The 22,631-nt window shown below is 69.1% G+C and carries 16 protein-coding genes; 8 read left to right on the forward strand and 8 right to left on the reverse strand.

Features of this window, described 5'->3' with window-relative positions; translation table 11 throughout:
• Positions 1-552 precede the first annotated feature (552 nt).
• From TR33_RS06100 to TR33_RS06125, 6 genes are all read left to right on the forward strand, one after another.
• Positions 553-2,013, forward strand: a complete 1,461-nt coding sequence (locus tag TR33_RS06100) for a bifunctional cytidylyltransferase/SDR family oxidoreductase (RefSeq protein WP_042282108.1) — start codon at positions 553-555, stop codon at positions 2,011-2,013.
• The gene (locus TR33_RS06105) at positions 2,010-4,007 is read left to right on the forward strand and encodes a hypothetical protein (RefSeq protein WP_042282110.1); all 1,998 of its coding nucleotides are present in this window, start codon (positions 2,010-2,012) and stop codon (positions 4,005-4,007) included. The genes TR33_RS06100 and TR33_RS06105 overlap by 4 nt, the downstream gene beginning before the upstream one ends.
• A gap of 585 nt (positions 4,008-4,592) precedes the next feature.
• Positions 4,593-6,056 (forward strand): SDR family NAD(P)-dependent oxidoreductase, encoded by a 1,464-nt coding sequence (locus tag TR33_RS06110; RefSeq protein WP_042282111.1) that lies wholly within the window; start codon positions 4,593-4,595, stop codon positions 6,054-6,056.
• A complete protein-coding gene (locus tag TR33_RS06115; protein WP_042282112.1) occupies positions 6,053-8,050 on the forward strand; it encodes a CDP-glycerol glycerophosphotransferase family protein in 1,998 nt (665 codons plus the stop codon). Before TR33_RS06110 ends, TR33_RS06115 begins: the two co-directional genes overlap by 4 nt.
• A 70-nt stretch (positions 8,051-8,120) precedes the next feature.
• Positions 8,121-9,536: a polysaccharide pyruvyl transferase family protein gene (locus tag TR33_RS06120; protein ID WP_014910949.1), complete on the forward strand. Its 1,416-nt coding sequence runs from the start codon at positions 8,121-8,123 to the stop codon at positions 9,534-9,536.
• 329 nt (positions 9,537-9,865) lie between these two features.
• Positions 9,866-11,989, forward strand: a complete 2,124-nt coding sequence (locus TR33_RS06125) for an acyltransferase family protein (protein WP_042282113.1) — start codon at positions 9,866-9,868, stop codon at positions 11,987-11,989.
• Between the two features lie 16 nt (positions 11,990-12,005).
• Here the strand turns inward: TR33_RS06125 and TR33_RS06130 are convergent, their stop codons facing one another.
• The 3 genes from TR33_RS06130 to TR33_RS06140 all read right to left on the reverse strand — a co-directional run bounded on the left by TR33_RS06130 (position 12,006) and on the right by TR33_RS06140 (position 14,833).
• The gene (locus TR33_RS06130; protein ID WP_051018298.1) at positions 12,006-13,091 is read right to left on the reverse strand and encodes a DUF6716 putative glycosyltransferase; all 1,086 of its coding nucleotides are present in this window, start codon (positions 13,089-13,091) and stop codon (positions 12,006-12,008) included.
• A 194-nt stretch (positions 13,092-13,285) separates the two neighbouring features.
• Positions 13,286-14,050, reverse strand: a complete 765-nt coding sequence (locus tag TR33_RS06135; protein WP_014908497.1) for a crotonase/enoyl-CoA hydratase family protein — start codon at positions 14,048-14,050, stop codon at positions 13,286-13,288.
• Between the two features lie 9 nt (positions 14,051-14,059).
• Positions 14,060-14,833: an SDR family NAD(P)-dependent oxidoreductase gene (locus TR33_RS06140; protein WP_014910760.1), complete on the reverse strand. Its 774-nt coding sequence runs from the start codon at positions 14,831-14,833 to the stop codon at positions 14,060-14,062.
• Between the two features lie 201 nt (positions 14,834-15,034).
• Between TR33_RS06140 and TR33_RS06145 the strand changes: the two genes are divergently transcribed.
• Complete coding sequence (locus tag TR33_RS06145) at positions 15,035-15,631, forward strand: Uma2 family endonuclease (RefSeq protein ID WP_042282114.1); 597 nt, start codon at positions 15,035-15,037, stop codon at positions 15,629-15,631.
• A gap of 3 nt (positions 15,632-15,634) precedes the next feature.
• On the opposite strand, the gene TR33_RS06150 is transcribed toward TR33_RS06145, so the two are convergent.
• The 4 genes from TR33_RS06150 to rplM form a co-directional block, all read right to left on the reverse strand.
• Complete coding sequence (locus tag TR33_RS06150) at positions 15,635-16,663, reverse strand: ROK family glucokinase (RefSeq protein ID WP_199806110.1); 1,029 nt, start codon at positions 16,661-16,663, stop codon at positions 15,635-15,637.
• Positions 16,664-16,820: 157 nt separating this feature from the next.
• Positions 16,821-18,158, reverse strand: a complete 1,338-nt coding sequence (glmM, locus tag TR33_RS06155; RefSeq protein WP_042282115.1) for a phosphoglucosamine mutase — start codon at positions 18,156-18,158, stop codon at positions 16,821-16,823.
• Between the two features lie 157 nt (positions 18,159-18,315).
• Positions 18,316-18,825 (reverse strand): 30S ribosomal protein S9, encoded by a 510-nt coding sequence (gene rpsI, locus TR33_RS06160; protein WP_014910127.1) that lies wholly within the window; start codon positions 18,823-18,825, stop codon positions 18,316-18,318.
• 37 nt (positions 18,826-18,862) lie between these two features.
• Entirely contained in the window at positions 18,863-19,312 is a 450-nt protein-coding gene (gene rplM, locus TR33_RS06165; protein ID WP_026125246.1) for a 50S ribosomal protein L13, read from the reverse strand.
• Positions 19,313-20,591: 1,279 nt separating this feature from the next.
• Between rplM and TR33_RS06170 the strand changes: the two genes are divergently transcribed.
• A complete protein-coding gene (locus TR33_RS06170; RefSeq protein WP_085994760.1) occupies positions 20,592-21,599 on the forward strand; it encodes a hypothetical protein in 1,008 nt (335 codons plus the stop codon).
• Between the two features lie 111 nt (positions 21,600-21,710).
• On the opposite strand, the gene truA is transcribed toward TR33_RS06170, so the two are convergent.
• Complete coding sequence (gene truA, locus TR33_RS06175; protein ID WP_234305766.1) at positions 21,711-22,601, reverse strand: tRNA pseudouridine(38-40) synthase TruA; 891 nt, start codon at positions 22,599-22,601, stop codon at positions 21,711-21,713.
• Positions 22,602-22,631 lie beyond the last annotated feature (30 nt).

Genomic DNA, 22,631 nt, shown 5'->3' on the forward strand with positions numbered 1-22,631 from the left:
CCGGCGGAGGGCCGGGTTTCGGATACAGCTTTCGCGTTGGCGAGAATCGTGCCACAGGGTGGGGCGGCGGGGCAAGCCCCCTCGGTCGATCTTCTCCGGGCCGCCCGCCTCGGGGAGCGGCCGACCCGAGGTCGCTCGCCGGCGAGCGGCACGGCACCTCGGCGGGCACGGACCAGTGCCGAACACCACGGGCCCGCCCGGCGTTTCAGGTGGTCAGCGGCCGGTACCTTCAGAACCAAAGTCCCATATCACGCGTCTGACCTGGATGAACGGGGTTTCTCGGGTTCACGGCGCGGATGTCCTCGCGTGGGGGAAAACGACCGGACACACCGGACGTGTCAACCGGACGATGCCCGACACCGTCATGCCTATAGCGTGCGTTCCCTGAACATCACGCGAACAACCGAAGAATGTCAGGACACCATCTACGGAACGCCTCCCCCATCGAGGGAGGGCTCCGTGTCTCGACCTCACGTGCTCCACCCCGATCTCGAGCGCGCTGGTCCCCCAAGGTCGGGCACCGCATTCCCACCAGAGCCACGGGAGACGACCTTGCCTGATAACGCCCTTCCCTCCGCCACCAGAACCGTGGCCATCGTCCTGGCCGGCGGCAGCGGCCAACGCATCGGACTGGCCACACCCAAACAGCTGCTGAAGATCGCCGGGAAGACGATCCTCGAACACACCCTGCACATCTTCGAGCAGGCGCCGCGCGTCGACGAGGTCATCGTCATGATGAACCCCGGATTCGTCTCCGACGCCGAGGCCATCGTGCGCAAGGCGGGACTGGCCAAGGTCTCGCGTGTGCTGCCCGGCGGCACCTCTCGCAACGCCACCACCCAGCTGGCCCTGGACGCGCTGGCCCACCTGCCCTCCGAGAGCACCAACGTGCTGTTCCACGACGCCGTCCGCCCCATGCTCTCCCAGCGGATCATCGACGACTGCGTCACCGCGCTGGGCACCCACCGTGCCGTCGACGTGGCCATTCCGTCGTCGGACACCATCATCGAGGTGGACGATGACGTCATCACCGACGTCCCCACCCGTTCCCGCCTCCGGCGCGGCCAGACCCCTCAGGCCTTCCGCCTCGCCACGATCAAGGACGCCTACGTCAAGGCCTGGGACGACCCGGACTTCGAGGCCACCGACGACTGCTCCGTGGTCCTGCGCTACTCCCCCGACGTACCCATCCACGTCGTCGCCGGCGAAGAACAGAACATGAAGGTCACCCAGCCGGTCGACATCTTCATCGCCGACAAGCTCTTCCAGCTCGGCACCGCGGCCACCCCCGAGTACACCGAGCACGACTACACCGAGGGGCTCCAAGGCCGGACCATGGTGGTCTTCGGCGGCAGCTACGGGATCGGCGCCGGAATCGCCGACCTCGCCGAGAAGCACGGCGCCCGCGTCTTCCGTTACTCGCGCGGCGCGACCCGTACCAACGTCGCCAACCCCGAGGACGTGGCCGCCGCCCTGGAACAGGCCCACTCCGCCACCGGGCGGATCGACCACGTGGTCAACACGGCCGGCGTGCTGAAGATCAGTCGTCTGGACCGGACCGACCCGGCCGAGATCGAGGAGGCGGTCCGGGTCAACTACCTGGCGCCGGTGCACATCGCCCGCGCGGCCTTCCCCTACCTGGCGCAGACCGGCGGACAGCTCCTGCTGTACACCTCCAGCTCCTACACCCGGGGCAGGGCCGAGTACAGCCTGTACTCCTCGACCAAGGCCGCCACCGTCAACCTCACCCAGGCCCTGGCGGACGAGTGGTCCGAGGACGGGGTGCGGATCAACTGCATCAACCCCGAGCGCACCCAGACCCCCATGCGCACCAAGGCCTTCGGCGAGGAACCCTCCGGTTCCCTTCTCAGCGCCGACAAGGTCGCCCACACCTCCGTGGACGTCCTGCTGTCCGACCTGACCGGACACGTCATCGACGTCCGCCGTGAGGACCCGGCCGGCCCCGCCGCGGGGGTCCGGAGCCGGGAGCAGGAGAAGGAAGGGGCCCAGTGAGAGGCTACCTCGCCCGTATCGGCGTGGACCGCACCGCTCTGGTGGTCCTCGCCGTCATGGCGCTGACCTTCCTGCTCCAGACCATCGAGGTCGCCAAGGCCCAGGTCCTGCTCTTCGGCGCCCTGACCCTGGTGCTGTACGTCACCGAATGGCTCGTCTCCCAGCGTGTGACGGTCCTGACCAAGGTGCTCAGCCGGATCCGGGCGGGTCTGACCGTGCGCATGCTGGCACGGCAGGCCCTGGTCCTGGCCCTGTACGTGTCGATGGACGCGGTGGGGACCGCGGCCTACTGGTGGACCGCGGGGGGCATCACCGCCTTCTTCGTGTTCACCCTCGCCTACGACCTGGTCAGGCACCAGATCCTGCGCCGTTCCAAGCTGCCGTTCAGGGTCCGCAACATCGACCTCGCCGGCCTGGGCGCTCCCGAGGTCCCCGAACGTCTGCGTTCCCTGTCGATGAGTCGGTTGCTGCTCGCCGACCTTCCGCTGGTCCTGGGCGCCGTCGGCTTCCTCGCCGGAGGCCCCGCGGCGCTCGCGATCTCGGGCTCCGTCCTGTCCGCGGGGCTCGCCCTCATCGCGACGGCGGCGGCCCTGCCCGTCCTGCTGTCCCACCTGCGAGGCCCTTCCGACGAGGAGGCCATCGCCGAGGTGAACCGCCGGCTGGCGGAGATCGCCCCCGAGGTGGTCCTGTACTTCACCTTCGCGGTGGGCCGTCAGAACGCCGTCTACCAGGCGAACATGTGGCTGGAGGCACTGGAACGCTGCGACCGACGCGCTCTGGTGATCTTCCGTGAGCACGGCAACCTGCGGCACCTGGAGCCGACCTCGCTCCCGGCGGTGAGCGTGCCGCGCCCCGACGACCTGGCCGCCCTGGACCTGTCCACGGTGCGTGTGGCCCTCTACCCGGGTAACACCGGCAAGAACATCCACCTCATCCAGCGGGCCGAGATCAAGCACGTGTTCGTCGGACACGGCGACAGCGACAAGCTTCCCAGCAGCAACCGGGTGAGCCGGATCTTCGACGAGATCTGGGTGGCCGGGCGCGGAGGACGCGACCGCTACGAGCGGGTCCGGCACGCCATCGACGACCGTGACGTGGTCGAGGTGGGGCGTCCCCAGCTGGTCGCGGTCAAGGGTCATCGCCCCCCGGAACAGCGCGCGGTGCCCACCGTGATCTACGCGCCCACCTGGGAGGGCGTGGACGACAACAACTACCTCACCTCGGCGGACACCGCCGGGCTGGAACTGGTGGAACGGCTCCTCGGCGGCCCCGAGCCCGTCCGGGTCATCTACAAACCGCACCCGTTGTTGGGCAAGCGTTCCCCTCGCGCGGCCGCCGCGCACCGACGCGTCATCTCGCTCATCGAGGAGGCCGACGACCGGCTGGGGCCGGTGTCCCCGGAGGCCACGGCCCGGCTCGCCGAGCTGCGCGGTCGGATCGAGACCTTCCAGCGCGAGGCCGCCGAGCGGCACCTGACCGCGGAGGACCTGGTCGGCTATCGGGAACTGCTCGACCAGTGGCACGACCTGTACTGGAACTCGGCCGGCCCGTTGCGCCACCACGTGGTGACCGACTCCGTGCCCTCGTTGTTCTCCTGCTTCAACGAGTCCGACGTGATGGTCAGCGACATCTCCAGTGTGGTCGCCGACTTCATCGCCAGTGGCAAGCCGTACGCGATCGTGGACATGCAGGGCGAGGACGACGACGAGTTCCGCCGACTGTTCCCGTCCGCGGGCGCCGGTTACGTGCTGCGTCCGGGGCTGGCCGGTCTGGAGACCGTGCTGGCGGCGGCCCGCGAGCCGGAGGCCGACCGTATGGCCGAGCGACGGGCGGTGCTCAAGCGCTACCTGCTCGGGCCGGACGAGCCGGACTCCCAGACCAGGTTCAACGCGGCGGTGAACGACCTGTACGAGCGTGCGCTGCTGGACTTCCCGCTCGGAACGACCGCCGAGCCGATCCCCGCCGACCCGTTCCGGGACCCGGCGCCGCTGTAGGCGATCACGGGCACCGGCCGTCCACCGGTGTCCGAACGTCGAAGGGCCCGTGCGTGCGCACGGGCCCTTCGACGTTCAGTGGGCCCGATCGTACGGGCCGAGATCCCCGGGGTCCTCGACGGACGGTGTCCCTACTCCGAAGGTTCCATCGTCGTCGTAGAAGAGCTCCTCCCCCTCTTCGTAGGGGGTCTCCCAATCGTCTTCCATCGCCTACCCCGCCCTCACTTTACTTAGGGAAGGTTGGCGGAGAAGAGATCACGAACCGTCTCTTCGAGGCATACGATCCATCACTCCGAGTATCCGAAAGCTCGAGAATGAGCGTTCGAACATCACCACGAGGACACGATTCACTCAAGGCACGAAGACACAGAAAACCAGGTAAACCGCCCATGAAGAGTGGGCGCCTACTCCTCGACCTTGGCGATCGGTCTCGACCCCCGAGGCTCTTTCGCTTGCCCTGAGTGATGCCCCGTTCTGGGGAGGACCTCCCTTTCCGCACACCGCACCGGTGCTCATCCCCCTTCTCGACGCACCCCTCGAACAGGGGCCGGAGCACTCCACAGTCCCTGGGAGACGATCTTGCCCGTGACGCCCTCGACGAGCGCGAACCCCCGCACCGCCACTCGAACGGTGGCCGTGGTCCTGGCAGGAGGTAGTGGCCAGCGCATCGGACTGGCCACACCCAAACAGCTGCTGAAGATCGCCGGGAAGACGATCCTCGAACACACCCTGCACATCTTCGAGCAGGCGACCTCCGTGGACGAGGTCATCGTCATGATGAACCCCGGGTTCGTCTCCGACGCCGAGGCCATCGTGCGCAAGGCGGGACTGGACAAGGTCTCGCGTGTGCTGCCCGGCGGCACCTCTCGCAACGCCACCACCCAGCTGGCCTTGGACGCCCTCTCGCATTACTCCGCGGCCAACACCAACGTGCTGTTCCACGACGCCGTCCGCCCCATGCTCTCCCAACGGATCATCGACGACTGCGTCACCGCGCTGGAGAGGTACGAGGCGGTGGACGTGGCCATCCCGTCGTCGGACACCATCATCGAGGTGGACGATGACGTCATCACCGACGTCCCCACCCGCTCCCGCCTCCGGCGCGGCCAGACGCCCCAGGCCTTCCGGATGTCCACCATTCGCGATGCCTACGCCAAGGCCTGGAACGACCCGGACTTCGAGGCCACCGACGACTGCTCCGTGGTCCTGCGCTACTCCCCGCGGGTGCCCATCCACGTGGTCGCCGGCGAAGAACAGAACATGAAGGTCACCCAGCCGGTCGACATCTTCATCGCCGACAAGCTCTTCCAGTTGGCCACCGCGGCCACCCCCGAGTACACCGAGCACGACTACACCGAGGGACTCGAAGGCCGGACCATGGTGGTCTTCGGCGGCAGCTACGGCATCGGCGCGGGCGTCGCCGACCTCGCCGAGAAGCACGGCGCCCGCGTCTTCCGTTACTCGCGCGGCGCGACGCGCACCAACGTCGCCAACCCCGAGGACGTGGCCGCCGCCCTGGAACAGGCCCACTCCGCCACCGGGCGGATCGACCACGTCGTCAACACGGCCGGGATCCTCCGGATCAGCCGTCTGGACCAGACCGACCCGGCCGAGATCGAGGAGATCGTTCGGGTCAACTACCTGGCCCCCGTCAACATCGCCCGCGCGGCCTTCCCCTACCTGGCGCAGACCGGCGGACAGCTCCTGCTGTACACCTCCAGCTCCTACACCCGGGGGCGTGGGGAGTACAGCCTGTACTCCTCGACCAAGGCCGCCACCGTCAACCTCACCCAGGCCCTCGCCGACGAGTGGTCCGAGGACGGCGTACGGATCAACTGCATCAACCCCGAGCGCACCCAGACCCCCATGCGCACCAAGGCCTTCGGCGAGGAACCCTCCGGTTCCCTTCTCAGCGCCGACAAGGTCGCCCGCACCTCCGTGGACGTCCTACTCTCCGACCTGACCGGACACGTCATCGACGTCCGGAGGGAAGATCCTCCCGCGGGTCCGGTCGTGGCCCAGGGCGAGGAAGCGAAGGCCGCGAAGTGACCCCGACCACCGGTAACAAGCGCACCACCCTTTTCCGAACCGGCCTGCTCGGACTCACCTACGCGACGATGCTCGTGGGCGTCGTCACCGGATCCTGGTGGGTCTTCCTGATCGGCGCCGCGGGCAGCTACGTCATGGACGCCCTGCTGCTGCACCGTATGACCGGGTTCGCCAAGACCCTCCAGCAGGTACGACTGGGCATCACGCCCCGCACGCTCCTACGCCAGCTCTTGGCCCTGGGCCTGCTGATCACCACCCCCGAGGCCACCTCCACCGGTATCGGGCTGGTCCTCCTGGCCTTCCTCGTGCTCTTCGGGTTCCAACTCCTGTGCGGTGTCGTCGGACGACTTCTGCGCAACCGTCGGCGCCTGCCCATCGCCACCCGCAACATCCCGCTGGACGCCCTGCGTATCCCCGACAGCCCGCCCATGCCGTTCGTACGCGAACCCATGAGCCGTCTGCTGCCGCTCGATATCTTCCTCATCCTCGGTACCGTCGCCTACGTCGCCCTCGGCGCGGCCTGGCTCACGGTCACGGGCGCCGTCATCACGATCGGAGTGACCGTGATCGCGTTGGCCGTGTTCGTCCGCCACTACCGACGGGCCCTGACCATCCCCGGTGAACAAGAGGTCATGGCGTTCGCCCAGGAATGGCTGGACTCCTACCGCCCCGAGGTGGTCCTGTACTTCTCCGGGTCCTCCGACTCCGTCTACCAGGTCGACATGTGGTTGGAGACTCTGGACCGTCTGCCTCGACGTCCACTGATCGTGTTGCGCGAGCGCACCATCGCCGCTCAACTCGCACCCACACGTATCCCGGTCCTGTGCGTTCCCGCCGCCACCAACCTGATGGCCCTCGACTTCGGCCCGGCCAGAGTGGCCCTCTACCCGGCCAACACCGGCAAGAACATCCACATGCTGCGCAACCCTTCGATGAAGCACGTGTTCATCGGACACGGCGACAGCGACAAGATCGCCAGCATCAACCCCTTCAGCAAGGCGTACGACGAAGTGTGGACGGCCGGACGCGCCGGACGAGATCGGTACTCCCGGGCCCGGGTAGGGGTCCGCGAAGACGAGATCGTCGAGGTGGGACGTCCTCAGCTCGACGAGATCCGCGACGACACCGCGGCCAACTCCGTACGTACCGTCCTGTACGCCCCCACCTGGGAAGGCTGGACCGACGACCCCGGGAACACCTCCCTGATCGAAGCCGGCCCCACGCTCATCGCGAAGCTGCTCGACGCGGAGCCGAAGGTCCGGGTCCTCTACAAGCCCCACCCCTTCACCGGAATCCGTTCACCGGAGGCCCGCAGGGCGCACAAGCACATCGTCGATCTCATCGCTCGGGCGAACCGGGGCGGAGAGGGCTCCGAGGCGGGCCGAGGCCGACTGGTCGAACTCGAGAGACGACTCGCCGCCTTCGACATGGACACCGGGGCCCGGGACGAGGCGCACAACTCACGGCTGGAGGGTGGAGCGCCGCCGGAGGCGGTCTCGGAGTTGAAGGCGCTGACCACCGAGTGGCACCGCGTCTACTGGGACGGCCACGCCGATGAGGAACACCTCGTCGTCCAGGGTCCTCGGCCGAGTCTGTACTCGTGCTTCAACCAGGCCGACCTGTTGATCAGCGACATCTCCAGTGTGGTCGCCGACTTCGTCGCCACGGAGAAGCCCTACACGATCACCAACTGCGAAGGCCTCACCCACGGCGAGTTCCAGGACAAGCACCCCACGTCCTCCGCCGCGTACATGCTCTCTCCCGACGGAGCGGGACTCGAAGAGGCGCTGGAGGCGATCCACCTCCCCGAGAAGGATCGCCTGGCCTTGGAACGCGGCGAGCTCAGAACCTACCTGTTGGGCGGTCCCGACTCACAGACACGTTTCAACGCCGCCGTCGACGACCTGTACGAGCGGGGTTCGCTTCTGCGCCCATTGCCGTCGTCCCCCGAGGCGATGACGAACATCGACTCTCTGGCCCCCGAACCGTCCTGACCCTCCCTCACGGGCTCACCCCCGTGCCGGGCCCCGCGTCGCCCATCCTCCCCAGACCGAAAGCCCCGCCATGAAACGTGTACTCCTCCGCGCCAAGAAGGACCCCTTCGAGATCGTCGGCCCCGGGTCGGCCATCGAACGCAACATCTTCGGCAACAACGCAGGCAACCTGATCTTCAGTCAGGCCTCCTACAAACTGCTGAGCACCTCCGAGACGGAGGTCGTCGCCAACGGCTTTCGCGCCGAGGCCGCCGACGCGGAGCGCATCAACGAGGAGTACGACGCCTTCGTCATCCCCCTCGCCAACGCGTTCCGGGTCTCCTTCATCGGCCATCTCGACGCCCTGAGCTCTCTCATCGAGAAGTTGACCATCCCGGTGGTCGTCCTCGGCGTGGGCGCGCAGTCGAACCTGGACTACGACCTCGGCAGGATGGCGGCGCTCGACGCCCCCGTCACCCGATTCGTACGAGCAGTCCTCGACCGCTCGGCGACCATCGGCGTCCGCGGGGAGTTCACCGAGCGGTACCTCAACAGCCTGGGCTTCCACGACGTGGAGGTCATCGGCTGCCCGTCGATGTTCATGTACGGCGACCGACTCGACGTCTCCAAGGGGCCGGATCGGCTCGACGGGAACAGTCGTATCGCCGTCAACGCCTCTCGAAGCGCCCTGGGCGCGGGAGACGTCGGCGGTATCGTCACGTCGAACTTCGAGCGCTACCCGAACATGCGCTACTTCGCCCAGGAGACGAAGGACCTGGAGCTGCTCTACTGGGGCGACCGCTCCGGGGTGAACGACCAGCGCAACCGTATGCCGTTGCACCGCACCCACCCTCTGTTCCAGGAGAACAAGGTCCGGGTCCACCTCGACCCGGCCACCTGGATCGAGAGCCTGCGCGACCACGATTTCTCCTTCGGCACCCGGATCCACGGCAACATCGCCGCTCTGCTCGCGGGAACCCCCGCCGTGGTCCTGTGCCATGACTCGCGCACGCTGGAACTGTGCCGCTACTTCGATATCCCGCATCGTCGGATCAGGGACCTGTCCGCGGAAACGGACGCGGCGGAACTGTACGCGGAGGCCGACTTCACGGCCATGCTCGAAGGGCACTCCGAAAGGTTCTCCCGTTTCACCTCGTTCTTGGAGAAGAACGGCGTCGACCACGTTCACATGGACGGTGAGGACGCCGGGGCCTCTTTCGAGGAACGGGTGCGCACCACCGTCTACCCCCCTGGTGTGGACGCCTGGACCAGCGCGGAAGAAGGTGTATCGGCCAGGATCGGCTGGCTGCGACGTGACCACGCGGACCTCGTGACCAAGACCTCGGAGCTGAACAAGAAGGTCCGTGGTCTGGAGAAGAAGGTCCAGAGGATCGATCGTCTGGAGAAACGTCTCAAGAGGTTGGAGGCGTCCGCCGAGCGGACCCCCTACCGTCGAGCCCGCCGCCTGGCCGGACGCGTCCTGCGCAAGATCGGGCTACGCCGCTGACGGAAGGGTCTCTTCGCCTCACCCATAGAGCGCCCTGCCCGGGGCCGGTCCGCGCCTCCCGTTCGGACCGGCCCTGTCGCGTCGCTCGGGGCCTTCGTCCGCGGAGACGAGGCGGAGCTATGACCTAGCGCACATTCCCCCTGTTCAGGGCTACGCGTTCACACAGATTCCATCTCGACTCGACAACGGGGCGACCTTTGCCCGCCGACCCCCCTCACCGGTTACTGATACTGGTTCGGCGGGGCGCCTCTCTTCGGCCGCACCCTTCCCGCCGAACACACCCCCATGGCCGGCCCCTGCTTCACCTTCGTCGAACTCGAGGCTGTCCAGTGTCCGCTTCCGTCCGAGGCGGCGTCTCCGGGCCCGTCATCTCCCCCGTGACCCCGCCCGTGCGCCACCGCCATCGTCCCGACATCGAGGGGCTGCGCGCGGTCGCCGCCCTCCTGATCGCCGTCTACCACATCTGGTTCGGCACGGTCTCCGGTGGCGTCGACGTCTTCCTACTGCTCACCGGCTTCCTCATCACCGGTTCACTGGTCCGCGCGCTGGAACGCGACGGGCGCATCGCGTTCGGCGCCTTCTGGGCCAAACTGATCAAGCGCCTGTTCCCCGCCGGAGCCGTGGTGCTCGGCACCGTGCTGGCGATGACCTATCTGTTCTTCCCCCGTTCCCAGTGGATGTCCGTCATCGAGAGCGTGCGCGCCGCCGCCCTCTACTACGGGAACTGGCACCTGGCCCTGGACTCGGTCGACTACATGGCCGAGAACTCCGCGGCCGGCCCGGTCCAGCACTTCTGGTCGCTGGCGGTCCAAGGGCAGTTCTACCTCCTGTGGCCGCTGCTGATCACCGCCGCCGGCCTGGTCGCCGCGTGGGCCGGGCTACGGACGCGGAGCGCCGTCCTGGTGGCCCTGGGAGCGGTGTTCGCCGCCTCGTTCGGTTACTCGCTCTGGATCACCTCCACCGAACCCGTCTGGGCCTACTTCGACACCGGTGCCCGCCTGTGGGAATTGGCTCTGGGGGGTGTTCTCGCCCTGGTGATCCACCGGGTGAACCTGCCTTCCTTCGTACGCCGGCCGGCGGGCTGGCTCGGGTTGATCGCCCTGATCCTGTGCGGGTTCGTCATCGGAGACTCTCTGCCCTATCCGGGCTACGCCTCGCTCTGGCCGACCCTGGCCGCGCTGCTCGTCATCGTCGCCGGGGCCGGAGAGGAGGAGAACGACCGCTTCTCCGTAGGTCGCCTCCTGGGTACACGTCCGTTGACCTGGATGGGCGGCCACGCCTACACCCTGTTCCTATGGCACTGGCCGATCCTGATCGTCCACCTGGAACTCAACGAGACGGACCGGCCCACCCTGGCCGGCGGCCTCCTCGTCCTGGGGCTCTCGTTCGTCGCGGCCCTGGCCACCTCCTGGCTGATCGACGGGGGCGTCACCCGGGCGACGCGACGGCTTCGCGGTCCGGGCTGGTCACTGGCGGCCGGGGTGATCTTCATCGTCCCGGTCCTGGTGGCGGGGTCCCTCTGGAACCACTCGATCGAACGGGATCGCCTTCTACGCCTGGAGCTCAGCTCCAACCCGCTCGCCTATCCCGGCGCGGCCGTCCACCTCACCCCCGGCATGGCCGAGGGGTTGCCGGACCTGCCGATCCATCCGGACACGACGACCGTCGTGAAGGACACGATCGCCCAGACCCGTGACTGCAACGCGCTGGTCGCCGACACCGAGGTCATCACATGCGAGTTCGGTGACCCCGACTCGGACTACACCATCGTTCTGGCCGGCAGCTCGCACGCACGCCATTGGTTCCAGGCGCTGCGGGCCATCACCGAACGACACGACTGGCGGCTGGTCACCATGACCAAGAACGCCTGCCAGTTCGCTTCCGGGGAGCAGACCTACCGGGGCGACCCCTACACGCAGTGTTCGGAGTGGAACGAAGAGGCCATGAGGGAGCTCACGGCCCTCTCCCCCGACTCCGTGTTCACCCTGGCCTCCCTCACCGGCCGTTCCGCCGGGGAGCGCGTGCCCGAGGGTTTCGTGGAACGGTGGAGGGAGCTCGACCGGATGGGCATCGACGTCATCGCGGTCCGGGACACACCCCGTTTCGGTTTCCGGGTCCCCGAATGCGTCGACCGCGGCGATTCCTCGGACTGCACCGCTCCGCAGTCCGAGTCGATGGCCGAGACGCCCCCCTTCAAGGACCTGACCAACGTCCCGCACAACACACGTTTCCTGGACATGACCGACTACCTCTGCCAGGACGGGGTCTGCCAAGGGGTCATCGGCAACCAACTGGTCTTCTACGACAGCAACCACTTCTCGTACGCGTTCTCTCGCTCCCTCGCGGTGGTCCTGGAACCCCCGCTGCTGGACGCGGTGGGACGCGCGGTGCCCACGGGCGAGCCGACGTTGTTCGAGGCCGCGCTCGCCCTCCAAGAGGGAGAGCACTCCTAGGTCGGGGCGGGTCCGATCAGGAGATCCGACCGCGGCTGACGTTGAGGCAGAGTTCGTGCAGCCGCGCCACCCAGTCGTCCTCCGAGGCCGGGTGGAAGTGGTTGTACTCGCCCCAGGCCCGTCTGGGCTTGTGGAAGCGGGCCAGACGGAGGTCGCCGAGGTCGCCGAGCAGACCGCTGTCCTCGAAGAGGTCGCCCCGTTCCCGACCGAAATCGGTGAGGACCAGGCAGGGCACGCGGGCGGAGAGGGCGACCAGGACCGGTTCGGATCCGAGCGCGACCAGGCCTCGCGCGTGGTCGAGTTGTCGCCGTAGGTCACCGGAGGTGACGGTCAGCGCGGACGCGTCGACCCGCCCCGCTCGGGCGAGGGCGTGCCAGGTCTCCATCGGTTCGGGGTGATCCTCGTGCCCCAGGTGCAGGACCACCTCCAGGTCGGGGCGGTTCCTCGCCAGATCGGCCAGGGCCGAAAGGAGGGTCTCGCGTCCCAGGTTCCCGTCGGGCAGCCCGCCCTCGGCGGCGAACACCACCCGGTCACGGCGGCCGGAGACGGGGCCCTGTCCCGTCCTGGGGAAGACGCCCGCCAGGCCCACCTGGGTCCTGATCCCGAGTTTCTCGGCGAGGACGGTGTACTCGTCCACCTCTCGGTGGCTGTGGGCCACCAACAGGTCGGACCTGGATCGATGGAGCCATTCCCCCTCGGTGGCCTCGGGCGCCGGGACCGGCAGGGAGGAGACCACGACCGGACGGTAACGGCGGAGGAAGGAGCGGCCGAGCCCGGAGAGGGTCTCGGTGTGGGGGCCGGAGCAGTCGAGGAGCACCGCGTCGGGGCGTCGGCGTCGGATGAGCCGCCGTATCTGGCCGGTGGTCAGGAGCGGGATGCGTCGCCCCGCCTGTCGGGTGTCCTCGAGTTCGGCCCGGATCCGGGCGGGCGAGGGTGTGGCGGCCGACCGCAGAACGGCCAGACCATGGGCGTGGCCGGGGCCGGGCAGGGTGTCGAGCATGGTGGCCGCGAGGCGGGCACGGGGTGCGGAGTCGGCGATCGCCAGGACCACGAGTGAACGTCCCGGCACGGAGGCCCGGCTCCAGGTGGGTACAAGAGACACTGGTGTCGTTTCCTGGAAGGGACACGCTGAACCCCTTCAGGCTACACAGGCGCGATCACCGGACCGTCCGCCTCAGGCGATGGATTCCCCCTGGTCAACAGAGGGACAAAGCATCACATATCCACCATGTCAGGGCGTTCCGGACTGGCCGACGGCCGCCCCGCAGGACGGCCGTCGACAGGGTGTGCCCGAGGTCATTCGCCCTTCCACACGGGAGCGCGCTTCTCGGCGAAGGCGATCGCCCCCTCCATCGCGTCCTGGCTGACGAACACCGGGCCGGCCAGCTCGTTCTGGCGGTCCCACATCTCGTCACCGGACCAGTCGTCCGAGGCGCGGATGATCTCCTTGGAGACCTTCACCGCGAGGGGCCCGTTGGGGGTGATGCGGGCGGCCAGGGCCTTGGCGCCCTCCAACGCTCCACCGCTCTCGGTGACCTGGTTGACCAATCCCAGTTCCGCCAGGCGCCCGGCCTCGACGAAGTCGCCGGTGAGGGCGAACTCCATCGCGATGTTGCGCGGAATGCGGTGTTGGAGACGCAGCAGGCCTCCGGCTCCGGCGACCAGTCCCCGCTTGACCTCGGGGATGCCGAAGCGGGCGTCCTCGGCCGCCACCACCAGGTCGCAGGCGAGCACCGCCTCGAACCCGCCGGCCAGAGCGTAACCCTCGACCGCCGCGATGAGCGGCTTCTTCGGGCCCCGCTCGGCGAAGCCGCCGAACCCGCGCCCCTCCACCACCGGGACCTCGCCCTTCATGAAGGCCTTGAGGTCCATGCCGGCGCAGAAGGTGCCGCCGGCGCCGGTGATGATCCCGACGGAGACGTCGGAGCGGGAGTCGATGTCGTCGAGCGCCTCGGCGATCCGCGCCGCGACCGCCGCGTTCACCGCGTTCTTGGCCTTGGGCCGGTTGATGGTGATGACGGCGACGCCGTCCTCGGCCGTGTAGAGAACCTCGTCGGACACGGTGTCCTCCTACTTCGGGGGCATGCGGAGGGCGCCGTCGATCCGGACGACCTCACCGTTGATGTAGCTGACCTCGACCAGGGTCCGCGCGAGCTTGGCGAACTCGGAGGCGGTGCCCAGACGCTTGGGGAAGGGGACCGGGGCGGCCAACTTCCGCTTGAACTCCTCGGCGTGCTCGCCCTCACCGTAGATGGGGGTCTCGAGGATGCCGGGGGCGATGGTGTTCACGGTGACGCCGATCGCGGCGAGGTCGCGCGCGGCCGGGAGGGTCATGCCGATCACGCCGCCCTTGGAGGAGGAGTAGGCGATCTGACCGATCTGGCCCTCGATGCCAGCGAGGGAGGCGGTGTTGAGGATCGAGCCGCGCTCGCCGTCCTCGTTGATCGGCTCGGTCCGGGCGATGGCCGCCGCGGACAGGCGCAGCACGTTGAACGTACCGATCAGGTTGACCTGGATGACCTTCTGGTAGCTGTCCAGGTCGTGGGGGGTGCCGTGCCGGTCGACGGTACGGGTGGCCCAGCCGATGCCGGCGCAGGAGACCGCGACACGGAAGGGCTTACCGGTGTCGACGGCGGCCTGGACCGCGGCCTGGACCTGGTCCTCCTTGGAGACGTCGGTGGCGACGAAGACACCGCCGATCTCCTTGGCGACGGCTTCGCCGCGCTCGGCGTTCATGTCGGCGATGACGACGGTGGCACCGGCGGAGGCGAGTTCCTTGGCGGTGGCCTCACCGAGGCCACTCGCGCCGCCCGAGACGAGGGCGGAGATTCCGTTGAGATCCATGACCCGCACTCTACAGAGAATGTGACCCACGCACTAGAACCGGGTTCGGTTAATCGCCGACACCCTGCCGACCTGCGACGCCGGGACCCCCTTGACGACCGAGAACGGAAACGTGGTTCTGTCGTCACTCAGCGCTACGGTCCTGTCATGCGAAGAACGACGACACTAGAGTGGCCTCAGGAATCGACCCAGGAGGACTCGATGACCGAGCCGCTCCCCGACTGGTTCCTCACCCCTCCCGGGGGCTGGACCGCCGACGACATGGACGACCTTCCTCCGGAGGCTCCCCGGATGGAACTCATCGACGGAGCACTCGTCTTGCTTTCCCCTCGGGCCCGATTCCACTCACGCGTCATGCGTTACCTGGCGAACGCCTTGGAGGACGCGGCACCGAAGAACGTCGACGTTCTCGCCGAGATGACCATGAAACTGGGAAAGCACCAGCGGCCGGAGCCCGATCTCCTGGTCTACGAATTCGAAGAGGGCGCGGATCAGCACCTCGACTGGTATCGGGCCGCCCACGTTCCGCCCGAAGACGTGCTCATCGTCATCGAGATCGTCTCCCCCGAGTCCCGGGAACGGGACCGCACCACCAAGCCGATGAAGTACGCCGCGGCCGGGATCCCGCACTTCTGGCGGATCGAACCGGAGGACGAGGGACCCGCGATCCACGTGTACGAGCTCGACGGCACCACGGCCCCGCGCTACGTCCCGATCACCATCGCCCGGGAACGTCTGAAGCTGGACGTACCCTTCCCGATCGACATCGACGTGAGGGCGCTGACCACCCGACGCTGACCCTCACCGGCCGACGCGTCCCAGACGGCGCCGGTGACGCCGGCGCCGTCCCCGGGGCAGTGCCTCACGCGCGAGGTCGGCGGCTCCGATGAGTCCGGCCTCGTTGCCCAACGCCGCCGCCTCCACCCGGGCCTCGGGCCGGTAGCCGCGCCCGGTCAGGCCCTTCTCGAAGGCCCGTCGGGCCGGATCGAGCAGCAACCCTCCCGCTTCGGAGACGCCACCGCCGATCACGAACAGTTCGGGGTCGAAGGCCGCCGCCAGGTTGGCCAGACCCACGCCCAGCCAGGTGCCCGCCTCCTCCATCAGTTCCCGACAGGCCCGGTCGCCCTTGCGGGCCAGGTCACTGACCAACGGTCCGGTGATCAGGGTCGGGTCTCCCCCCACCTCCTGCCGGAGCGCCTCCGCCACGGGGGATTCCGCGGCCACCAGTTCACGGGCCTCACGGGTGAGGGCGTTGCCGCTCGCGTACTGCTCCCAGCACCCCCGGTTGCCGCATTCGCACCGATGGCCTCCGGGCACCACCGTCATGTGCCCGAACTCTCCGGCGAGACCGTACCGTCCACGCCGCAGAACCCCGTCGGAGACGATCGCGCCACCGATCCCGGTACCGAGGTTGACGACCACCACGTCGTCCACCCCGCGTCCGGCCCCCGCGCGCACCTCGGCCCAGGCCGAGGCGTTGGCGTCGTTCTCCACCACCACGGGCAGCCCCAGACGTACCGCCAGGGCGTCCCTCAGCGGCTCCTCGCGCCAGGACAGGTGCGGGGCGAACAGGACCCTGGAACGTCGCTCGTCGACGAACCCGGCCGCTCCCACGCCCACCGCCCGTACCGGATACCGCCGACGGAGTTCGGACACCACCGAGACGATCGTGTCCTCCACGACCTCCGGGCTCTTGCTGCGTTCGGGCGTCTGGGTGCGCACCCGCGCCAGGACCCTCCCACCCGGTGTCACCACGCCGGCGGCGACCTTCGTCCCTCCGACGTCCACACCGATCGTCAGGGAACGTCCGTAACCCGCGTTCATCACCATGACCGCACCACCTATCGTCCCTGGAGGGCCTCGCCTCCCATCGGCCCCGTCACGTCGACCACATGAACGAGAACGCGCGTCCGGGCCACTCTGTGCCCGAACGCGCGAGAACGACCCGGCCTCGACCCCACCGGAGGGCCGAGGCCGTCATGGTCCCTCAGGACAGTGCCGTCTTGACCACTCCGGCGAGACGCTCGGCGACGGCGGTGGCCTGGCCCTGATCGGGGGCCTCCACCATCACGCGGACCTTGGGCTCGGTCCCGCTGGGACGGATGAGGACCCGGCCGGTGTCACCGAGTTCGGCCTCGGCCTCACGGACGGCGGCGGCCAGCTCCTCGGACTCCGCGGCCCGGGACTTATCGACGTCGGGAACATTGATGAGGACCTGGGGCAGACGGGTCATCACCTTGGCCAGTTCGGCCAGCCCCTGCCCGTGGTCGGCCATGGCCGCCAGCAGGTGCAGGCCGGTGAGCAGACCGTCGCCGGTGGTGGCGTGGTCCAGCAGGATCACGTGGCCGGACTGCTCACCGCCCAGGGCGAAGCCGCCGCGCTTCATCTCCTCCAGCACGTAACGGTCGCCCACCGCGGTCTCGACGACGTTGATGCCCTCTCGCTCCATGGCGAGTTTGAGCCCCAGGTTGGACATGACCGTCACCACGAGGGTGTCCTCGGCCAGCCGACCCGCGTTCTTGGCCTCGGTGGCCAGGATGGCGAGGATCTGATCGCCGTCGACCGTGTTGCCCTCGGCGTCCACGGCCAGGCAGCGGTCGGCGTCGCCGTCGTTGGCGATACCGGCGTCGGCCCCGTGGAGCCGGACCGCCTCCTTGAGGGCGTCCAGGCTGGTGGAACCGTAGCCCTGGTTGATGTTGTGGCCGTCGGGGGCGTCACCGATGGAGATGACCTCGGCGCCCGCGCGTCGCAGGGCGTCGGGCGCGACGGAGCTGGAGGCCCCGTGGGCGCAGTCGATGACGACCTTGAGTCCCTTGAGGTCGTGCGGCAGGGAGTCGAGGATGTGCCGGGTGTAGAGTTCGGCGCCGTCACCGGACTCGGAGACCCGACCGACGGCCTCGCCCACGGCGGGGGTCGAGGGAACGCCGAGCATGCCCTCGATCTCCTCCTCCAGGGCGTCCTCGAGCTTCTGGCCGCCCCGGGCGAAGAACTTGATGCCGTTGTCCGGAGCCGGATTGTGGCTGGCGGAGAGCATCACGCCGAAGTCGGCGTCCAGGACACCGGTCAGATGGGCGACGGCGGGGGTGGGCAGCACGCCCACCTTGACGACGTCGACGCCCGTACTGGCCAGACCCGCCACCACGGCGGCCTCCAGGAACTCTCCGGAGGCGCGGGGGTCACGGCCCACGACGGCCAGCGGACGTCGGTCGCCGTCGGAGCGGGTGAGCACACGCGCCGCCGCGATGGACAGTTCCAGGGTGAGGGTGGCGGTCAGGTCGCGACCCGCGAGACCGCGTACACCATCTGTTCCGAACAGCCGAGCCACAGGCGACAGCCCCTTTCGAAAGCGACGCCCGTTCGGCGCCGATGAGGTTCAGCGTGGCGGAGAACGCCACCGGACAAACGAAAACACCCGTACGCCGTCCCTGTGCGGGACGACGTACGGGTGAGAGCTCAGCCGAGCGGGTGCCGGCGCATGAGCATCAACGCTTGGAGAACTGAGGAGCCTTGCGCGCCTTCTTGAGACCGGCCTTCTTCCGCTCGACCTCACGGTCGTCACGGGTGAGGAAACCGGCCTTCTTCAGAGTCGGGCGGTTGTTCTCGGGGTCCAGCGAGGCCAGGGCACGGGCGATGCCGTGACGCAGGGCGCCGGCCTGGCCGCTGGTGCCGCCGCCGTCCAGACGGGCGAAGACGTCGTAGGCGCCGTCGAACCCGAGGGAGACGAAGGGGTCCTTGATGGTCTGCTGGTGGACCTTGTCCGGGAAGTAGGTCTCCAGCGGCTTGCCGTTGACCTTCCACTCGCCGGTGCCGGGAGCGATGCGGACGCGGGCGACGGCCTGCTTACGACGACCGGTGCCGGCGCTGGGGCCGGAGGCGGTGGGGACGTAAGCGGCGGTCTGCTCGTCCGACTCGCTGGTGTACTCGGAGGGGAACTCCTCCGGGTTCTCGGCGTAGTCCTGGGCGACGTCTTCGATGCCGGTGGGCTCGACCACGGTTAACCTCGTGCTTCCTGTGAAAGTCTGCGAACGCCTACGCGGGCTGCGCGATCTTGGTGATTTCGAACGGGACCGGCTGCTGGGCCTGGTGCGGGTGCTCCGGGCCGGCGTAGACCTTGAGCTTCTTGGCCATCTGGCGGCCCAGGGTGCCCTTGGGCAGCATGCCCTTGATGGCCTTCTCGATGGCCCGCTCGGGGTTCTTCTCCAGCAGGTCGGCGTAGGCGACGGAGCGCAGACCACCCGGGTAGCCGGAGTGGCGGTAGGCGCGCTTCTGCTCGAGCTTGTTGCCGGTCAGCGCGACCTTCTCGGCGTTCACGATGATGACGAAGTCGCCGGTGTCGACGTGGGGCGCGTAGTAGGGCTTGTGCTTGCCCCGAAGCAGCGTGGCGACCTGGCTCGCCATACGCCCGAGCACGAGATCGGTAGCGTCGACAACGTGCCACTGACGCTGGACATCGCTTGGTTTGGGGCTGTATGTGCGCACGATCGTTCGCCTTCGCTCTTCAGTCGGCTGCCCCATCCCGAACGGGATGGTGGACTCGTATTACGGAACACCCCAATGGGTGCGGGGCCGGAAACGGATTCGACGGTTGCGGATCCGTTACATTGGCCGGATGTCCCATGTCCAATCAGGACGACCCGGTCGTGAGTGCGCAGACGATGGTGCGTGGATCGGCACCCAACTTCGGGAGTTTGGGGCCCACGGCAACTCAACGCACAACGACGAAATATCCTACCGACCAACCATAGCGCAGGTCAAAGCGAGCGTCTGGCCGGAAGGCGGGATCATCGTCAGGGCGGGAAAGCGCCGGGACGGGTTCACATCCGTGACCTCTCCGCCTTTTATTATGCCTGTCGTCGGGAGTGCTTCGTCCTGCTCTCGACCGCGGGTTGGCTACCCTTGCTCCGAAAGTCCGGTCTCCGCCCGGTACGACGGGCGATGACGTGACCCATGGAGACGCCCGTCACGGTCGCCCAACCCCACCGAATCGACACGAACGCGCCCGCGCGGGTCACGGCGCCGTGGTCCAGTCCCACCCTCAGAGCCTTCGGAGACTCCCATCAGTACTCATCCGAACCCGCCTCAGTACGGTCCCGACGGATATCCCCTTCCCCCGGAGGGAGATGGCCGGGATCTGCTCGGAGGGCCGGGCTCCCCTTCTGAGGGCCAGCCTTCCACATCCGCACCGCGTGGACCGCACGACGCGCCGACCCCGCCCCGCCCCCCGCAGGGCTATCCGGCCCCCGCCGGCCCGCGCGGCCCCCAGGCCCCACAGAGCGGCGGTCCACAGCTCCCACCCGGGGCGCCCAGCGGCCCCCAGGCCCCGCCCGTCCCGCCGAACGTTCCTCGGCCTCCGCAGAGCGGTCCGGGGATCCCGTCCGGACCCCAGACGCCGCACGGGCCGGGCGGCGGGCCGCCGCCCGGAGCCCCCAGACCGCCCCAGAACGCCCCCCGGCCGCCATCGATGCCTCCGCATGCGCCCGGGGCTCCCCAGGGCGCGCAGAGCGGCCCCCAGGCCCCGCAGGCACCTCGCCCGCCGGCACCCCAGGGCCCGCCGCCCGCAGGCCCTCGCCAGGGTCCTCCTCAGGGGCCGCCGAACGTACCCACCGGCGGCCACCCCGGCATGGGACATGTCACTCCGAGCGGGCCGAACGTTCCGCCGCACGCCCCTCAGGGCCCCGGCGCCGGCCACCCCTCCCCCCCGGGCGCCCCGACGCCGCCGAACGGCGGACCGCCCCGGCCCCCTCAGGGGCCCCCGAACATGCCCACCGGCGGCCACCCCGCCATGGGCCCGGGGCAGCCGGGCGCCCACCCGCAGGGGCCGCCCCCCGGGGCCCCCACTCCCCCTCCGGGCGCTCCCGCCGGTGTGCCGCGTCCGCCCCAGGGGCCGCCCGAGCCCGCGGCCGAGCAGCCGGTCTTCCCTCCCGACGCGATGGGGGCGACCCAGAACCTCAACGCCGTCCCCGCCGCGCCGACGGGCCCGAAGGCCTCGGCCCGTCCCCTGTACCGCGACGAGGTCCCCGAGGACGACGGCGCCGACACCGCGCAGTTCGACGTCCAGAGCATGCGGGACTACGACGACTATGACGATTACTACGACGACGACCGCGGCGCGCCCCGGGACAAGCGCAAGCGCAACATCCTCTTGGGCTCGGGCTTCGCCGTGCTGCTGCTCCTCGTCGGCGGTGGCGTCTTCCTGATCGCCAGCGGTGGTCTGGGCTCCGGAGGCTCCGGCGACGCGGTGAACGTCTCGGACGAGGCCGACGACCCGGGTGCCCTGGACGTCGAGGCGCTCTTCCCCGAAGAGGTGGAGGTCGACGGTCAGGGAACGTTCTCCCGTGTCGCCGTCGAGGACACCGACGACTGCGCGACCGGTACCCACGGCGACTACGGACAGGCGCTCACCGAGAACGACTGCCGTCAGCTGATCCGGGCCTCCTACCTGAGCGAGGACCAGAACCACGCGGTCACCGTGGGGATCGCGGCCATGCCCCGCGCCGACGAGGCGGAGGAGGCCATGAACGCCCAGGACCTCATCGCCGCCGAGTGGTTCGCGGGCCTGCCCGGCGAGGAGGGCAGCCCGGCCGAACGGCTGGGCTACTCCGGAGGCCACGGGAGCAGCGGCCAGTGGGGCCGCTACCTGGTCTTCTCCCTGGCCGCCAACAGCGACGGCAGCGGCGAGGAGGAGAGCGAGGCCACCGAGCTCCGCGACATCGGCGAGGGCTTCGTCGAGACGGCCTACGAGAGCCTGGCCGACGACCGCGCCTGATCGAAAGAACGCGAAACGGCTCCGTCGCCGCCCCACGTACTCGTGGGCGGCGACGGAGCCGTTCCTCTCCGCCCGGTGCCCCGGGAGGGTCGCCTGTCGGCGGCCCCGCCCTCAGGGACGGTCGCCGGGGCAGGGCAGCTCCCGCACCCGACGCGTGAGCGTGGCGCGCGCCGCCAACTCGGCGTCGTCGGGGTAGCGGACCTCTTCCAGGCTCAGCCCCTGGGGCCCGACCACGTGCACCGACGAATCGCGCACACCGGCCCCCAGGACGGTCGCCGGCCACTCCACCCCGTGCCGGCCGTCCCCGACCGCCAGAAGGGCTCCCACGAGCGCGCGGACCATGTTGTGGCAGAAGGCGTCCGCCTGGATCGTCCCGGCCAGGAGGTGTTCCTCCTCGCGCCTCCACTCCAACCGGAGCAGTTCACGGATGGTGGTCGCCCCCTCCCGCTTCTTACAGAAGGCCGCGAAGTCGTGTTCCCCCACCAGTCGGGCGGCGGCCTCGTTCATCCGGTCGACGTCCAAGGGGCGACGGTGCCAGAGCACGTCCCGACGCCTCAGGGGCTCCACCCCGTAAGGGGCGTCGCTCACCCGGTAGACGTAGCGGCGGAACAGCGGCGAGAAGCGGGCGTCGAAACCCGGCGGGGCGAGACGTACGCCGCTCACCCTCACGTCCTTGGGGAGCACCCCGGCCAGACGCCGCAGTACCCGCTCCCCCTCCTCGGCCCAGGTCCGCGCCGGTACGTCGAGCTGGGCGACCTGCCCGCGGGCGTGCACGCCCGCGTCCGTACGCCCGGCACAGGTGACCGAGGCCTCGGGCAGGCGCAGCACCTTCGCCAGCGCCGACTCCAGTTCCCCCTGGACGGTGCGCCGGGTCGGCTGGGTCGCCCACCCGGAGAAGTCGGTCCCGTCGTAGGAGATGTCCAGCCGCAGCCGGACGGTCTCCTCGCCCGTCCCCGGCCCGTCGGCGGTCGTCCCCGCCGTGGTCGTCTCGTTCTCTTCCATCCCCACCCCGTTCGTGTCCCGGCAGGATCG

Origin of the sequence: Nocardiopsis alba, assembly GCF_000710955.1 — a bacterium.
Classification (GTDB): Bacteria; Actinomycetota; Actinomycetes; order Streptosporangiales; family Streptosporangiaceae; genus Nocardiopsis; species Nocardiopsis alba.

Coding starts and splice junctions, on each gene's coding strand:
- TR33_RS06120 (WP_014910949.1), top strand. CDS start 8,121: ATGAAACGTGTACTCCTCCGCGCCAAGAAGGACCCCTTCGAGATCGTC.
- TR33_RS06140 (WP_014910760.1), bottom strand. CDS start 14,833: ATGGATCTCAACGGAATCTCCGCCCTCGTCTCGGGCGGCGCGAGTGGC.
- TR33_RS06145 (WP_042282114.1), top strand. CDS start 15,035: ATGACCGAGCCGCTCCCCGACTGGTTCCTCACCCCTCCCGGGGGCTGG.
- TR33_RS06150 (WP_199806110.1), bottom strand. CDS start 16,663: ATGGTGATGAACGCGGGTTACGGACGTTCCCTGACGATCGGTGTGGAC.
- TR33_RS06170 (WP_085994760.1), top strand. CDS start 20,592: ATGCCCACCGGCGGCCACCCCGCCATGGGCCCGGGGCAGCCGGGCGCC.
- truA (WP_234305766.1), bottom strand. CDS start 22,601: ATGGAAGAGAACGAGACGACCACGGCGGGGACGACCGCCGACGGGCCG.